At 71.6% G+C, this 15,370-nt stretch carries 13 protein-coding genes; all 13 read right to left on the bottom strand.

Annotation, left to right across the window (positions count from 1 at the left end):
* Positions 1-155: 155 nt before the first annotated feature.
* The 13 genes from ACZ63I_RS30360 to ACZ63I_RS30300 all read right to left on the bottom strand — a co-directional run bounded on the left by ACZ63I_RS30360 (position 156) and on the right by ACZ63I_RS30300 (position 15,370).
* Positions 156-2,285: a primosomal protein N' gene (locus ACZ63I_RS30360; protein WP_469342437.1), complete on the bottom strand. Its 2,130-nt coding sequence runs from the start codon at positions 2,283-2,285 to the stop codon at positions 156-158.
* Positions 2,286-2,322: 37 nt separating this feature from the next.
* On the bottom strand, positions 2,323-2,622 hold the full coding sequence (locus tag ACZ63I_RS30355; RefSeq protein ID WP_469342436.1) for a YciI family protein: 300 nt from the start codon (positions 2,620-2,622) through the stop codon (positions 2,323-2,325).
* Between the two features lie 81 nt (positions 2,623-2,703).
* The gene (gene metK / locus ACZ63I_RS30350) at positions 2,704-3,912 is read right to left on the bottom strand and encodes a methionine adenosyltransferase (RefSeq protein WP_469342435.1); all 1,209 of its coding nucleotides are present in this window, start codon (positions 3,910-3,912) and stop codon (positions 2,704-2,706) included.
* A 284-nt stretch (positions 3,913-4,196) separates the two neighbouring features.
* On the bottom strand, positions 4,197-5,417 hold the full coding sequence (gene coaBC, locus ACZ63I_RS30345; RefSeq protein WP_469342434.1) for a bifunctional phosphopantothenoylcysteine decarboxylase/phosphopantothenate--cysteine ligase CoaBC: 1,221 nt from the start codon (positions 5,415-5,417) through the stop codon (positions 4,197-4,199).
* Between the two features lie 101 nt (positions 5,418-5,518).
* Positions 5,519-5,791, bottom strand: a complete 273-nt coding sequence (rpoZ, locus tag ACZ63I_RS30340) for a DNA-directed RNA polymerase subunit omega (RefSeq protein WP_041991682.1) — start codon at positions 5,789-5,791, stop codon at positions 5,519-5,521.
* 49 nt (positions 5,792-5,840) lie between these two features.
* The gene (gene gmk, locus ACZ63I_RS30335; protein ID WP_041991681.1) at positions 5,841-6,404 is read right to left on the bottom strand and encodes a guanylate kinase; all 564 of its coding nucleotides are present in this window, start codon (positions 6,402-6,404) and stop codon (positions 5,841-5,843) included.
* Positions 6,405-6,442: 38 nt separating this feature from the next.
* Complete coding sequence (locus ACZ63I_RS30330) at positions 6,443-6,766, bottom strand: integration host factor (protein WP_040019917.1); 324 nt, start codon at positions 6,764-6,766, stop codon at positions 6,443-6,445.
* A gap of 230 nt (positions 6,767-6,996) precedes the next feature.
* On the bottom strand, positions 6,997-7,857 hold the full coding sequence (gene pyrF, locus ACZ63I_RS30325; protein WP_469342433.1) for an orotidine-5'-phosphate decarboxylase: 861 nt from the start codon (positions 7,855-7,857) through the stop codon (positions 6,997-6,999).
* A complete protein-coding gene (locus tag ACZ63I_RS30320) occupies positions 7,854-8,963 on the bottom strand; it encodes a quinone-dependent dihydroorotate dehydrogenase (RefSeq protein ID WP_469342432.1) in 1,110 nt (369 codons plus the stop codon). Before ACZ63I_RS30320 ends, pyrF begins: the two co-directional genes overlap by 4 nt.
* Before the next feature lie 66 nt (positions 8,964-9,029).
* Entirely contained in the window at positions 9,030-12,344 is a 3,315-nt protein-coding gene (carB, locus tag ACZ63I_RS30315) for a carbamoyl-phosphate synthase large subunit (RefSeq protein WP_469342431.1), read from the bottom strand.
* Positions 12,337-13,482, bottom strand: a complete 1,146-nt coding sequence (gene carA / locus ACZ63I_RS30310) for a glutamine-hydrolyzing carbamoyl-phosphate synthase small subunit (protein ID WP_469342430.1) — start codon at positions 13,480-13,482, stop codon at positions 12,337-12,339. Before carA ends, carB begins: the two co-directional genes overlap by 8 nt.
* Positions 13,479-14,087 carry a PH-like domain-containing protein gene (locus tag ACZ63I_RS30305; protein ID WP_469342429.1) on the bottom strand — a complete coding sequence of 203 codons (609 nt, stop codon included), beginning with the start codon at positions 14,085-14,087 and terminating at the stop codon, positions 13,479-13,481. The genes carA and ACZ63I_RS30305 overlap by 4 nt, the downstream gene beginning before the upstream one ends.
* Positions 14,084-15,370: a dihydroorotase gene (locus ACZ63I_RS30300; protein ID WP_469342428.1), complete on the bottom strand. Its 1,287-nt coding sequence runs from the start codon at positions 15,368-15,370 to the stop codon at positions 14,084-14,086. The genes ACZ63I_RS30305 and ACZ63I_RS30300 overlap by 4 nt, the downstream gene beginning before the upstream one ends.

The raw sequence follows: 15,370 nt of genomic DNA, 5'->3' as shown, positions 1-15,370 counted from the left end.
GCCCCGGAACCCGGAACCGAACAAGCGCACCGCAACCACCACACCCGGCCGCCCCCGCCGGACGGCGACACCGCAGTCCGGACACCCCCCTCCGGAGGCCCCGGAACCCGGCACACGCGCACGCGGCACAGCCAAAACCCCGCTCCCGGAGGGGGTTACCCGATGTCCGGCGGGTCGATTCTGATGCGGATCGGGTCCGACGGACCCCGCGCCAGCCGGCTCGCCTGCGTCGACTTCAGCGCCTGCGCCAGCGCCGCCCCGCTCCCCGGCGGCACCCGCAGCAGCGCGCGGTCCCACGGCTCCCCCGGTGGCGGGTCGCCCGCGCGGCGGGGGCGGGCCGGGTCCGTGACCGGGAGTGGGACGGGGCCCAGGACCTGCGCGTCCGGGGGCAGGCGGGCCGCCGACAGGAACGCCTCCAGCGCGGCCGGACGGCCAGAGACCGCCGCCATGCGGGACACCGGCGGGAGCCCCAGCTCGGCCCGTTCCGCCAGTTCACGCTGCGCGTGGCCGACCGGGTCCCAGCGGACCAGCGCCTGGACCGGGCGGAGCGTGGGCTCGGCGATCACGACGACCGTGCCGCCCTCGTCCTGGCCGCGTACCAGCGCCGCCGCCTGCATCCAGCGGCGCAGCGCCTCCTCCCCCGCCCGCAGGTCGGGCCGGCCGAGCATCGCCCAGCCGTCGAGGAGCAGTGCCGCCGCGTATCCGCCGTCGGCGACGGGTTCGGCGCCCGGGGTGCTGACCACGAGCGCCGGGCGGGCCGGGACCGAGTCGAGGATGTGGTCGCGGCCCGACGTGCGGACGGGGACGGCGGGGAAGGCCCGGCCCAGCTCCTCCGCCGTGCGGCGCGCGCCGACGATCTGGGCGCGCAGCCGGGGCGAACCGCACGCGACACACGTCCAGTCGGGCTCACCCCGGCCGCACCAGCCGCAGCGCAGCTCCCGCTGCTGGGGGGCTTCCAGCGGGCCCGCGCAGTGCCGGCAGCGCGCGGGCGTGCGGCAGCGTTCGCAGGCGAGCCTCGGGACGTAGCCGCGACGCGGCACCTGGACCAGTACGGGGCCGGTGCGCAGGCCGTCCCTGACGGCCTGCCAGGCGAGGCTGGGCAGCCGGGCGGCGCGGGCGGCGCCGTCGCGGGCCAGTTCGCCGTCGCCGACCGTGCGGACCAGCGGGGCGCAAGCGCGTACCTGCTCCCGGTCGGCGCCGAGCGGCAGCGCCCAGCCCGTCTCGACCAACTGGGCCGCCTCGACCGTGCAACCGGTGCTGCCCAGCAGGAATCCGCACTTGTCGTGGGCCGCGCGCAGCAGCAGGACCTCGCGGGCGTGCGGCTGGGGCGCGTGCTGTTCGCTGTGGCTGCCGTCGGCGTCGTCCCAGATGGCGACGAGACCGAGGTCGCGTACGGGGGCGAACATCGCGGCGCGGGTGCCGACGACGGCCCGTACGGCTCCGCGCCGGACCGCGAGCCATTCGCGGTAGCGCTTCTCGGGGCCCGCCTCGGCCGTGAGCAGCGCGTGCTGCCCTTCGCCGAGCAGCGCGGTGAGGGCGGCGTCGAGCCGGGCGGCGACCCGGCCGTCCGGTACGACGACGAGCGCGCCCCGGCCGGAGGACAGCGTCGCCGCGACGGCGCGGGCCAGTTCGTCGGCCCAGTGCGGTCCCGGCAGGGCGGTCCACACGGCGCGTGGCGACGCGCCGTCGGCGAGCGCGGTGAGGAACGCCGGGCCCTGGGCGTACCGCTGCCAGGTGCCGGGCTGCGGTCGTTCGGGCGGCGGCAGCGGTTCCGGGGACGGTTTGGCCTCGGCGCGGCCGTTCCTCGGCGGGATCGCGAGCTGGAGTACGTCGGCGAGGCTGCCCGCGTACCGGTCGGCGACGGCGCGGGCGAGCGCGAGGAGTTCGGTGCTGAGGACGGGTTCCGGTGAGACGACGCCGGCCAGGGCGGCGAGCGGGCCCGAGTAGTCGGAGTCGGCGCGGCGCTCGATGACGAAGCCGTCGATCAGCCGGCCGCCCTCGCGGCGCCCGCCGCGTACCTGATGGGCGCCCGCGCCGAACCTGATCCGGACCCGGACCCCCGGCTGCGCCTCGTCGGCCAGCTCCTCGGGGACCGCGTAGTCGAAGAACTGGTCCAGGTGCAGGACGCCCTTGTTGACGACGACGCGCGCGACGGGCAGCTCCGCGGCGAGGGCGGCGCCGCGCCAGGTGCGGGGTTTGGCGCGGGGGACCTTGGCCGTGCGGACGGTCTCGCGGATGAGCGCGAGCTGCTCCGGCTCGGGTGCCTGCTCGTCGTCGCTGCTCACGCCCCCATACCTACCAGAGAGAACTGACATCGGCCGATCAGGACCGCGGCTGCTCCCGGTACTCGGCAAGACCTGGCGCCGTCTTGGTCGCGACGAATTCGGTGATCCGGTATGCGCAGACTCCGGCGACGGTGAACGGGTCGTCGGCGACGAGCTGTTCGACGGCCGCGCGGTCGGTGGCGGCGGCGAGGAGCACGCCTCCGTCGCGCGGGACCTTGCGGCCCGACGCGATGACGAGCCCGGCGGCGTACCCCTTCTCCAGCCAAGCCACATGGTCGGCCATGACGGCGTCGACGCGGTCGAGGGGCGCGGTGTAGGTCAGCTCAAGTACGAACATGGGGGAAATATATGCGGCAGCGGCAACGCGCCGGGCCCGGCCCCTCCGTGGCGGAGGAACCGGGCCCGGGGAAGAGCGATGTCAGTTGCCCGCGGCCTTGCGCAGGGCGTCCACGCGGTCCGTGCGCTCCCAGGTGAACTCGGGCAGCTCGCGGCCGAAGTGTCCGTACGCCGCGGTCTGGGCGTAGATCGGACGCAGCAGGTCGAGGTCGCGGATGATCGCGGCCGGGCGCAGGTCGAAGACCTGGGTGATGGCCTGCTCGATCTTCTCGGTGTCGACCGTGGCCGTACCGAAGGTCTCGACGAACAGGCCGACCGGCTCGGCCTTGCCGATCGCGTAGGCGACCTGGACCTCGCAGCGGGTGGCGAGGCCCGCCGCCACGACGTTCTTGGCGACCCAGCGCATCGCGTACGCGGCGGAGCGGTCGACCTTCGACGGGTCCTTGCCCGAGAAGGCGCCGCCGCCGTGGCGGGCCATGCCGCCGTAGGTGTCGATGATGATCTTGCGGCCGGTCAGGCCGGCGTCGCCCATCGGGCCGCCGATCTCGAAGCGCCCGGTCGGGTTGACCAGCAGCCGGTAGCCCTCGGTGTCCAGCTTGATGCCGTCGTCCACGAGCTGCTGCAGGACGTGCTCGACGACGAACTCGCGGATGTCGGGGGCGAGCAGCGAGTCGAGGTCGATGTCCGACGCGTGCTGCGAGGAGACGACGACGGTGTCGAGGCGGACGGCCTTGTCACCGTCGTACTCGATGGTGACCTGCGTCTTGCCGTCGGGGCGCAGGTAGGGGATGGTGCCGTTCTTGCGGACCTCGGAGAGCCGGCGGGACAGCCGGTGCGCGAGGTTGATCGGGAGGGGCATCAGCTCGGGCGTCTCGTCGCAGGCGTAGCCGAACATCAGGCCCTGGTCGCCGGCGCCCTGCTTGTCCAGCTCGTCCTCGTCACCCTCGACGCGCTTCTCGTAGGCGTCGTCGACGCCCTGGGCGATGTCGGGGGACTGCGCGCCGATCGAGACGGAGACACCGCAGGAGGCGCCGTCGAAGCCCTTCTTCGAGGAGTCGTAGCCGATCTCCAGGATCTTGTCGCGCACGAGCTGGGCGATCGGGGCGTACGCCTTCGTCGTCACCTCACCGGCGACATGCACCTGGCCGGTGGTGATCAACGTCTCCACGGCGACCCGGGACGTCGGGTCCTCGCGCAGAAGCGCGTCAAGAATCGTGTCGCTGATCTGGTCAGCGATCTTGTCGGGGTGACCTTCGGTCACAGACTCCGAGGTGAACAGACGACGGGACACAACGCTCCCTGGGGTTGCAGCGGCTGCTGGCTGATCATGGGCGGGCAGGCCGGGGGCTGCGCCCCACGACGTTCCTGGGCCAGTTTATCGGTCATACCGGGCCACAGGTCCAGGTGTCTCGGTCCGTGGGAGTTCCGTGGCGCGCGGTCCGGGCAGTGCGATACGACGATTCGGCCAGACTACTGGGCGTTATGCCGGTTTTGTTGGCATTTCGCAGGACCGGAGCGGCGAATTCGCGGCTGTTCGACGGTCGAGAAGCAATAAAGATTTCATCTCGGGTCGGTTCAGTGCCGTGTTCCGACGTCTTCGAGCCGGGGTCCGACCAGGTCCCAGACGGTGTCGGCGAGCGCTTCCTTGGGCCCGTACGGCACCGGAGTCTCCGCGCCGTCCGCCGCCAGGACCACCGCCTCGTTCGACGCTGCGCCGAAGGTCCTGCTCTCCCCCACCTCGTTGACGACCAGCAGGTCGCAGCCCTTGCGGCGCAGTTTGCGCCGGCCGTTGGCGAGGACGTCGTCGGTCTCGGCGGCGAAGCCGACGACTACCTGGCCCGGGTGCGGCCGGTTCGCCGAGATCTCCGCGAGGATGTCCGGGTTGCGGACCAGGGTGAGCGGGGCGGGCTCCTCGTCGTCCTTCTTCTTGATCTTGCCTTCGGCGTAGGCGGCGGGGCGGAAGTCGGCGACGGCCGCCGCCATCACCACCGCGTCGGCGTCCGCGACGGCCTTCAGCACGGCCTCGCGGAGCTGCCGCGCCGTCCCCACGTGGACGACGTCGACACCGGCCGGGTCCGTCATCCCGGTGTTGGCCTCGATCAGGGTCACCCTGGCGCCCCTCGCGGCGGCCGTGCGGGCGAGGGCGTAGCCCTGCTTGCCCGAGGAGCGGTTGCCCAGGTAGCGCACCGGGTCAAGGGGTTCGCGGGTGCCGCCCGCGCTGACCACGACATGGCGGCCCGCGAGGTCGGGTGCCTCGACGCCGCGCGCCAGCACCCGGCGGCAGATCTCGTAGATCTCGTCCGGGTCGGGCAGCCGGCCCTTGCCGGTGTCGACTCCGGTGAGCCTGCCGACGGCCGGTTCGACGACGACGGCGCCCCTGCGGCGCAGCGTGGCCACGTTCTCCTGGGTGGCGGGGTGCTCCCACATCTCCGTGTGCATGGCGGGGGCGAAGACCACCGGGCAGCGCGCGGTCAGCAGGGTGTTGGTGAGCAGGTCGTCGGCGAGCCCGTGCGCCGCCTTGGCCAGCAGGTCGGCGGTGGCGGGCGCCACGACGACGAGGTCGGCGGACTGGCCGATCCGTACGTGCGGCACCTCGTGCACCCCGGACCAGACCTGGGTGGCGACCGGATGTCCCGACAGGGCGGACCAGGTCGCCTCGCCGACGAAGTGCAGGGCCGACTCGGTCGGTACGACCTGGACGTCATGGCCGGACTCGGTGAGCCTGCGCAGCAGTTCGCACGCCTTGTAGGCGGCGATCCCGCCGGCCACTCCCAGCACGACCTTCGGCTTGTCCACCGTGTCTCCCCGCCTCGTCCTCGCTTCTCGTACCTATGACACACCACAGGCCCGGCAGTCGCGCTGCCGGGCCTGTGCTGAAGGCGTCTGTGCGGGTGGGTCTACTGGGCCGGGCCCTCGATGGCCTCGGAGGTCAGCAGTCCCGCGTTGATCTCGCGCAGGGCGATCGAGAGCGGCTTCTCGTGGACGTGCGTGTCCACCAGCGGGCCGACGTACTCAAGCAGACCCTCGCCGAGCTGCGAGTAGTACGCGTTGATCTGGCGCGCGCGCTTGGCCGCGTAGATCACGAGGCTGTACTTGGAGTCGGTGGCCTCAAGCAGCTCGTCGATCGGCGGGTTGATGATGCCCTCGGGTGGGGTGATGGAAGAGGACACTCTCTAGCCTTCCGAAGATAAATCAGGGAATTTCAGGAAACACCAATGATCATGCAACTGCCATCAAGGCTAGCAGCTCGCGCGCGACGTCCTCGACCGAGGTGTTGACCAGGGTCGTGTCGAACTCCGACTCGGCCGCCAGCTCCACCTTGGCCGCTGCCAGCCGGCGCGCGATGACCTCGGGTGCTTCGGTGCCCCGGCCGGTGAGCCGGCGTACCAGCTCGTCCCAGTCCGGCGGCGCCAGGAAGATCAGTTGGGAGTCCGCCATGGAGTCCCTGACCTGTCTGGCGCCCTGGAGGTCGATCTCCAGCAGTACGGGCTCGCCCGCTTCGAGCCGTTCGAGCACGGCTCTGCGCGGCGTGCCGTAGCGGTTGCCCGCGAACTCGGCCCATTCCAGCAGCTCTCCGTTGGCGACCAGCTTGTCGAACTCCTCGTCGCTGACGAAGAAGTACTGGACGCCGTGGCGCTCACCGGGGCGCGGCTTTCTTGTGGTGGCCGACACCGAGAGCCATACCTCGGGGTGGGCCTTGCGCATATGGGCGACGACCGTGCTCTTGCCGACCCCGGAAGGGCCGGAGAGCACGGTCAGCCGCGGACGTACCTCTGCTGCCATGCAGCGATTATCCAGGTTCCCGGGAGTGCCCGGGAACGTCAGGCCGGAGAGCCGCCGAACTCGCGTTCCAGGGAGGCGATCTGGTTGGAGCCGAGACCGCGCACTCGGCGGCTTTCGGAGATCCCGAGCCGCTCCATGATCTGCTTGGCGCGGACTTTGCCCACGCCGGGCAGCGACTCGAGCAGGGCGGAGACCTTCATCTTCCCGATGACGTCGTTCTCCTGGCCCTGCTTGATGACGTCATGGAGGGAGGCGCCGGAGTGCTTGAGTCGATTCTTGACCTCGGCCCGCTCCCGGCGAGCCGCGGCGGCCTTTTCGAGCGCGGCTGCGCGCTGTTCAGGGGTAAGGGGCGGAAGAGCCACGCCTACGTCACCTCGGATGTCGAACTGTCGGATACGGACCGGCGAGGAAGCTGGTCGCCCCCCACCTGGTGAGCCGTGAACAACGGATTGCTCGTTGGCTCTCGACGGAGACTAGCGTTGAAGGCCGCCGGAGTCAGCGAGAACAGACGAAAAGTCCTGGTCAGCATCGCACGACCGGTACATTCCTGGCATTTCACCCCGCTTTTCTGTCCAGAACGCGCTCAACTCCCTCAACGAGCGGCGCCGACAGCCGTCTTCACCTCGTCCGCGAAGCGCTCGGCCGCGTCCCGAAGAGCCCTGATGTCCGGTCCGTACCGCAGGACGCCGCGGCTCACGCTCGGCAGTACGTCGGAGAGCGCCGGGCCGAAGACGCCGAACAGATCTGCGGGGGTCGCGCCCTGCGCCCCGATGCCGGGGGCGAGCAGCGGGCCGTTGACGGCGAGATCCACCCCTGCGTCGCCGAGCGTCGCCCCGACGACGGCGCCGACCGAGCCGAGCGGCGTCGCGCCCGCGTTCTCCGCCGCGATGTGGTCGAGCACGATCTGCGCCACCGGCCGGCCGTCGGCCGCGGTCGCCCGCTGCACCTCGGCGCCCTCCGGGTTGGACGTCAGCGCGAGGACGAAGACACCGGCCCCGGAGATCGCCGCGGCGTCCAGGGCCGGCCGCAGGGAGCCGAAGCCGAGGTACGGCGAGACGGTCACCGCGTCGGAGAAGAGCGGCGAGTCCTTGTCGAGGTACGTGGCCGCGTACGCCTGCATCGTGGAGCCGATGTCGCCGCGCTTCGCGTCCATGAGGACCAGCGCGCCCGCCGACCGCGCCTCGGCGACCGCCGTCTCCAGGACGGCGACACCGCGCGAGCCGAAGCGTTCGAAGAACGCGGACTGCGGCTTCAGCACGGCGACCTGGCCGGCCAGCGCCTCGACCGCGGTCCGGGTGAAGCGTTCGAGCCCGGCGACGTCGTCGGTCAGGCCCCACGCGGTGAGCAGCCCCGGGTGCGGGTCGATGCCGACGCACAGCGGTCCCCGGGTGTCCATGGCGGCCCGCAGCCGGGCGCCGAAGGGGGCGGGCGGGGTGCCGGGGTCGGAACTCATGCGGTCACCTTCCTGGTGCCGGCGCCCACGGCGTCGGCGAGTGTGGCGTACGGGCTGCTCGCGAGGCGCGCGGCGAGCCCCTTGTGGACAGCGCGGCTCCAGAACGGCCCCTGGTAGATGAAGGCGCTGTACCCCTGGACCAGGGTGGCGCCCGCCAGGATCCGCTGCCAGGCGTCCTCGGCGTTCTCCACGCCGCCGACCCCGACCAGCGTCAGCCGGTCGCCCACGCGCCCGTACAGCCGGCGCAGCACCTCCAGGGAGCGCTCCTTCAGCGGGGCGCCGGACAGGCCGCCCGTCTCGGCGACGAGGGCGGGGTCCGAGGTGAGGCCGAGGCCGTCCCTGGCGATGGTGGTGTTGGTGGCGATGATGCCGTCGAGTCCGAGGTCGACGGCGAGGTCGGCGACGGCGTCGATGTCCTCGTCGGCGAGGTCGGGGGCGATCTTCACCAGCAGCGGGACCCGGCGCCCTTCGACCGCCCGGTCGGCCGCTTCCCGTACGGCGACGAGCAGCGGGCGGAGCTGGTCGACGGCCTGGAGGCTGCGCAGTCCCGGGGTGTTGGGGGACGACACGTTGACCACGAGATAGTCGGCGTGGGCGGCGAGCCGCTCGGTGGACGTCACGTAGTCGGCGACGGCGGCGCTGTCTGGGGTGATCTTGGTCTTGCCGATGTTGACCCCGACGGTGGTGCGGAAGACGGCCTTGCGGGCCGCCAGCCGGCGCGCGACGGCCGCAGAGCCCTCGTTGTTGAACCCCATGCGGTTGATGAGCGCCCGGTCGGCCACGAGCCGGAAGAGGCGCTGCTTGGGGTTGCCGGGCTGGGGTTCGGCGGTGACGGTGCCGATCTCGACGTGGTCGAAGCCGAGTATCGCCAGACCGTCGACGGCGACGGCGTTCTTGTCGAAGCCGGCCGCGAGCCCGAAGGGGCCGTGCATCCGCAGGCCGAGCGCCTCGGTGCGCAGTTCGGGGTGGCGCGGCGCGAGGGCGGCGGCGAGGAAGGTGCGCAGGACGGGGATACGGGCGGCGAGCCGGATCCAGCGGACGGCGAGGTGGTGGGCGGCTTCGGCGTCCATCCGCCGGAAGGCGAGCCGGAAGAAGATGCGGTACATGGGGTGGGGTGATCCTTCGCGGGCCTCATGCGGAGGGGGACACCGCTTCCGGTGTCCCCCCGCTGGTCAGTTGTCTTCGCGTGCCGCGATCAGATGCCGGGCGTGTTCCTGGAGGGAGCGCACCCCGACCCCGCCGTGGGTGAGCGCGTCGATGCCCTGGACGGCGGCGGCGAGCGCCTGGACCGTCGTCAGGCAGGGGACGCCGCGTGCCACGGCCGCCGTGCGGATCTCGTAGCCGTCGAGCCGGCCGCCGGTGCCGTAGGGGGTGTTGACGATCAGGTCGATCTCGCCGTCGTGGATGAGCTGGACGACGGTCGGCTCGCCGTTCGGGCCTTCGCCCTCGCCGAGTTTGCGGACGACGGTGGCGTTGATGCCGTTGCGCTTGAGCACTTCGGCGGTGCCCGATGTGGCGAGCAGTTCGAAGCCGTGGGCGACGAGTTCGCGCGCCGGGAAGATCATCGAGCGCTTGTCGCGGTTGGCGACCGAGATGAAGGCGCGGCCCTTGGTGGGCAGCGGGCCGTAGGCGGCGGCCTGCGACTTGGCGTACGCCGTGCCGAAGACGGTGTCGATGCCCATGACCTCGCCGGTGGAGCGCATCTCGGGGCCGAGGACGGTGTCGACGCCGCGCCCGTAGATGTCGCGGAAGCGGGACCACGGCATCACGGCCTCCTTGACGGAGATCGGCGCGTCCATGGGGAGCGTGCCGCCGTCGCCCGTGGTGGGGAGCAGCCCTTCGGCGCGCAGCTCGGCGATGGTGGTGCCGAGCGAGATGCGGGCGGCGGCCTTGGCGAGCGGTACGGCGGTGGCCTTGGAGGTGAAGGGCACCGTGCGGGAGGCGCGCGGGTTGGCCTCCAGGACGTACAGGATGTCCCCGGCCAGCGCGAACTGGATGTTGATCAGTCCGCGTACGCCGACGCCCTTGGCGATGGCCTCGGTCGAGGCGCGCAGCCGCTTGATGTCGAAGCCGCCGAGCGTGATGGGCGGCAGGGCGCACGCCGAGTCGCCGGAGTGGATGCCGGCCTCCTCGATGTGTTCCATCACGCCGCCGAGGTACAGCTCGGTGCCGTCGTAGAGCGCGTCCACGTCGATCTCGATGGCGTCGTCCAGGAACCGGTCGACGAGGACGGGCCGGGTGGGGCTGATCTCGGTGGACTCGGCGATGTACGTGGCGAGCCGGTCCTCGTCGTAGACGATCTCCATGCCGCGCCCGCCGAGCACGTAACTGGGGCGGACGAGCACGGGGTAGCCGATCTCGTCGGCGATGGCCTTGGCCCCGGCGAAGGCGGTGGCCGTGCCGTGCTTGGGCGCGGGCAGCCCGGCCTCGGCGAGCACCTGGCCGAAGGCGCCGCGGTCCTCGGCGGCGTGGATCGCCTCGGGGGGTGTGCCGACGACCGGTACGCCGTTGTCCTTGAGCGCCTGCGCGAGGCCGAGCGGGGTCTGGCCGCCGAGCTGGACGATGACCCCGGCGATCGGGCCCGCGAGGGTTTCGGCGTGCACGACCTCCAGGACGTCCTCCAGGGTGAGCGGCTCGAAGTAGAGCCGGTCGGAGGTGTCGTAGTCGGTGGAGACGGTCTCGGGGTTGCAGTTGACCATGACGGTCTCGTAGCCGGCGGCGCTGAGCGCGAACGAGGCGTGGACGCACGAGTAGTCGAACTCGATGCCCTGGCCGATCCGGTTGGGACCCGAACCGAGGATGATCACGGCCGCCTTCTCGCGCGGCGCGACCTCGCTCTCCTCGTCGTAGGACGAGTAGAAGTACGGGGTCTTCGCGGCGAACTCGGCGGCGCAGGTGTCCACGGTCTTGTAGACGGGCCGGACGCCGAGCGCGTGCCTGACCTCGCGTACGACGTCCTCGCGCAGCCCGCGGATCGCGCCGATCTGGGCGTCGGAGAAGCCGTGCCGCTTCGACTCGGCGAGCAGTTCCGTGGACAGCTCGGCGGCGCCGGCCAGGTCGTCCGCGTACTCCTTGATCAGGAAGAGCTGGTCGACGAACCACGGGTCGATCCTCGTCGCGTCGAAGACCTCCTCCGGGCTGGCGCCCGCCCTGATGGCCTGCATGACGGTGTTGATCCGGCCGTCGGTGGGGACGGCGGCGGTACGCAGCAGCTCGGCCTTGTCGCCGGGGTCGCCGGTGAAGGCGAACTGGCTGCCGGCCTTCTCCAGGGAGCGCAGCGCCTTCTGCAGGGCCTCGGTGAAGTTGCGGCCGATGGCCATGGCCTCGCCGACGGACTTCATGGTGGTGGTGAGGGTCGCGTCGGCGGCCGGGAACTTCTCGAAGGCGAACCGCGGCACCTTGACGACGACGTAGTCGAGCGTGGGCTCGAAGGACGCCGGGGTCTTCTCGGTGATGTCGTTGGGGATCTCGTCCAGCGTGTAGCCGACGGCGAGCCGGGCGGCGATCTTGGCGATGGGGAAGCCGGTGGCCTTGGAGGCGAGGGCCGAGGAGCGGGAGACGCGGGGGTTCATCTCGATGACGATGATCCGGCCGTCTTCGGGGTTGACGGCGAACTGGATGTTGCAGCCGCCGGTGTCCACGCCGACCTCGCGGATGATCGCGATCCCGACGTCCCGCAGGGTCTGGTACTCCCGGTCGGTGAGCGTCATGGCGGGCGCGACGGTGATCGAGTCGCCGGTGTGCACGCCCATCGGGTCGAAGTTCTCGATGGAGCAGACGACCACGACGTTGTCGTTGCGGTCGCGCATCAGCTCCAGCTCGTACTCCTTCCAGCCGAGGATGGACTCCTCCAGGAGGACCTCGGTGGTCGGCGAGAGCGTGAGGCCCTGGCCGGCGATCCGGCGCAGTTCGTCCTCGTCGTGCGCGAAGCCGGAGCCCGCGCCGCCCATGGTGAAGGAGGGCCGGACGACGACGGGGTAGCCGCCGAGCGTCTCGACCCCGCCGAGCACGTCGTCCATCGAGTGGCAGATGACCGAGCGCGCCGACTCGCCGTGGCCGATCTTGGCCCGTACGGCTTCGACGACGCCCTTGAACAGCTCGCGGTCCTCGCCCTTGTTGATGGCCTCGACGTTGGCGCCGATCAGCTCGACGCCGTACTTCGCCAGGACTCCCTGCTCGTGCATGGAGATCGCGGTGTTCAGCGCGGTCTGGCCGCCCAGCGTGGGCAGCAGCGCGTCCGGGCGCTCCTTGGCGATGATCTTCTCGACGAACTCGGGCGTGATCGGCTCCACGTACGTGGCGTCGGCGATCTCCGGGTCCGTCATGATCGTGGCGGGGTTGGAGTTGACGAGGATGACCCGCAGGCCCTCGGACTTCAGGACCCGGCACGCCTGGGTGCCGGAGTAGTCGAACTCGGCGGCCTGGCCGATGACGATCGGTCCTGAACCGATGACCAGGACGGACTGGATATCGGTGCGCTTAGGCACGCTGGTCCTCCATCAGGGATACAAAGCGGTCGAAGAGGTACGCGGCATCGTGCGGGCCCGCGGCCGCCTCGGGGTGGTACTGGACGCTGAAGACCGGCCGGTCGAGCAGCCGCAGCCCCTCGACCACGTTGTCGTTGAGGCAGACGTGGGAGACCTCGGCGCGGCCGTAGGGGGTCTGCGAGACCTCGTCCAGCGGGGCGTCGACGGCGAAGCCGTGGTTGTGGGCCGTGACCTCGACCTTGCCGGTCGTCCGGTCCTGGACGGGCTGGTTGATGCCGCGGTGGCCGTACTTGAGCTTGTACGTGCCGAAGCCGAGCGCCCGGCCGAGGAGCTGGTTGCCGAAGCAGATGCCGAACAGGGGCGTGCCGCGCTCCAGGACGCCCTTGACGACGGTGAGGTCGGCGGTAGCGGGGTCGCCGGGCCCGTTGGCGAGGAAGACGCCGTCGGGGGCTGTCGCGTAGACCTCGTCGAGCGTGGCGGTCGACGGCAGGACGTGCACCTCGATGCCACGCTCGGCCATCCGGTGCGGGGTCATGCCCTTGATGCCGAGGTCGAGCGCGGCGACGGTGAAGCGCTTGGTGCCGATGGCCGGGACGACGTACGTCTCGGCGGTGGTGACCTCGGCGGAGAGGTCGGCGCCCGTCATCTCGGGCGCCTGCCGCACCCGGTCGAGCAGCGCGGCCTCGTCGGCGAGCGCCTCGCCGGAGAAGATGCCGACCCGCATGGCGCCGCGCTCGCGCAGGTGCCGGGTGAGGGCGCGGGTGTCGATGCCGCTGATGCCGACGACGCCCTGGGCGACGAGTTCGTCGTCCAGGGAGCGCTGCGAGCGCCAGTTGGACGGCACGCGCGCGGGGTCGCGTACGACGTAGCCGGAGACCCAGATCCGCCGGGACTCCGGGTCCTCGTCGTTGACGCCGGTGTTGCCGACGTGCGGGGCGGTCATCACGACGACCTGGCGGTGGTACGAGGGGTCGGTGAGGGTCTCCTGGTAGCCGGACATGCCGGTGGAGAACACGGCTTCGCCGAAGGTCTCGCCGACCGCTCCGTAGGCGCGGCCGCGGAAGCTGCGGCCGTCCTCCAGGACGAGTACGGCGGCGGACGCCTTCTCACGGGCTGTTCCCCGGGGGGAGGTCGTCATGATGCGCCTTCCGTGGTGGTGCTGGACGTCTTGCTCGTGAGTGAGTGGTTCATGGAGGTGATCGCCTCGACCCAGTCGGCGTGCTCGGCCGACCGGTCGGAGCGGAAGCCGGAGTCGAGCAGTCGGTCGCCGAGCTGCCAGGTGACGATCAGCAGGCCGCCCTCGGTGAGGACCTTGCCCGCGATGCCCTTGTCGAGCCGCGCCTCGCGCAGTTGCCCGGCGGGCACGAAGAAGTCGGTCGCACCGGGGCGTACGACTTCGAGACCGGCGTCGGTGAGGGTCAGCTCGACCCGGCTGCGGGTGCCGAGGCCGTGCGCGACGACCCGGTCGAGCCACTGCCCCGCCGTGGTCGAGCCGTGGTAGCGGCCGGTCAGCGCCAGCTTCGCCGTACCGCTGTGCTCGGGCAGGGGGTGCGGCTCGGGCACGTCGGACTGGAGCGTGCCGCGCCACTTCCAGCCCTGGCGCATCAGCCAGTACACGAGCGCGACGAAGATCAGCAGCCCGACGACCCAGCCGATCCGGGCGGACCAGTCGGTCACGTCAGCCGATTTCTGCTCGTCGGCGAGCGGCAGCAGCCGCAGGTGCAGGGGGTTCGCAGTTGTCACGCCAGATTCCCGTCGACGACCGTGGCCTTGCCCCGCAGGAAGGTGTGGGTGACGCGCCCCGGCAGCTCACGGCCCGCGTAGGGGCTGTTACGGCTGCGGGAGGCGAAGCCCGCGGGGTCCACCACACCACGGTAAGCGGGATCGACCAGGGTGAGGTTGGCGGGCTCGCCGACGGCGACCGGGCGGCCGTGCCCGGCCAGCCTGCCGATCGCGGCCGGGCGGAAGGACATCCGGTCGGCGACGCCCGCCCAGTCGATGAGGCCGGTGTCGACCATCGTCTCCTGGACCACCGACAGCGCCGTCTCCAGGCCGACCATGCCCATGGCGGCGGCGGCCCACTCGCAGTCCTTGTCCTCGTGCGGGTGGGGCGCGTGGTCGGTGGCGACGCAGTCGATGGTGCCGTCGGCGAGCGCCTCGCGCAGCGCCATCACGTCGGCGTCGGTGCGCAGCGGCGGGTTGACCTTGTAGACGGGGTTGTACGACCGGACCAGCTCGTCGGTGAGCAGCAGGTGGTGCGGGGTGACCTCGGCGGTCACGTTCCACCCCTTGGACTTGGCCCAGCGGACGATGTCGACGGAGCCTGCCGTGGAGAGGTGGCAGATGTGGACGCGCGAGCCGACGTGGGCGGCGAGGAGGACGTCGCGGGCGATGATCGACTCCTCGGCGACGGCCGGCCAGCCGCCGAGGCCCAGCTCGGACGAGACGACGCCCTCGTTCATCTGGGCGCCCTCGGTGAGCCTGGGCTCCTGGGCGTGCTGGGCGACGACGCCGTCGAACGCCTTCACGTACTCCAGCGCCCGGCGCATGATCACCGCGTCGTCCACGCATTTGCCGTCGTCGGAGAAGACCCGCACCCCGGCCGCCGAGTCGTGCATGGCGCCCAGCTCGGCGAGCTGCTTGCCCTCAAGTCCGACGGTGACGGCGCCGACGGGCTGCACGTCGCAGTAGCCGGACTCCCTCCCGAGCCGCCAGACCTGCTCCACGACGCCCGCGGTGTCGGCGACGGGGAAAGTGTTGGCCATGGCGTGTACGGCCGTGAAACCGCCGACAGCGGCCGCACGCGTACCGGTGAGGACGGTCTCCGAGTCCTCGCGGCCCGGCTCGCGCAGATGGGTGTGCAGGTCGACCAGGCCCGGCAGCAGGACCTTGCCGCCCGCCTCGACGACCGTCGCGCCTTCGGCCTCGATCGCGGTGTCCACGGCGGCGATGCTGCCGCCGTCGATCAGGACGTCCCGTACCTCGCCGCCGAGCACCTTCGCGCCCCGGATCAGGATCTTGCTCAT

The organism is Streptomyces sp. NPDC087906 (assembly GCF_055584925.1).
The sequence above is the reverse complement of the archived record's forward strand: the minus strand, read 5'-3'. Positions and strand labels throughout refer to the sequence as shown.

Excerpts from the sequence above, each read along its gene's own strand:
- ACZ63I_RS30320 (WP_469342432.1), bottom strand. The coding sequence starts at position 8,963 with ATGTACCGCATCTTCTTCCGGCTCGCCTTCCGGCGGATGGACGCCGAA.
- pyrF (WP_469342433.1), bottom strand. The coding sequence starts at position 7,857 with ATGAGTTCCGACCCCGGCACCCCGCCCGCCCCCTTCGGCGCCCGGCTG.
- ACZ63I_RS30355 (WP_469342436.1), bottom strand. The coding sequence starts at position 2,622 with ATGTTCGTACTTGAGCTGACCTACACCGCGCCCCTCGACCGCGTCGAC.
- carA (WP_469342430.1), bottom strand. The coding sequence starts at position 13,482 with ATGACGACCTCCCCCCGGGGAACAGCCCGTGAGAAGGCGTCCGCCGCC.
- gmk (WP_041991681.1), bottom strand. The coding sequence starts at position 6,404 with ATGGCAGCAGAGGTACGTCCGCGGCTGACCGTGCTCTCCGGCCCTTCC.
- ACZ63I_RS30300 (WP_469342428.1), bottom strand. The coding sequence starts at position 15,370 with ATGAGCAAGATCCTGATCCGGGGCGCGAAGGTGCTCGGCGGCGAGGTA.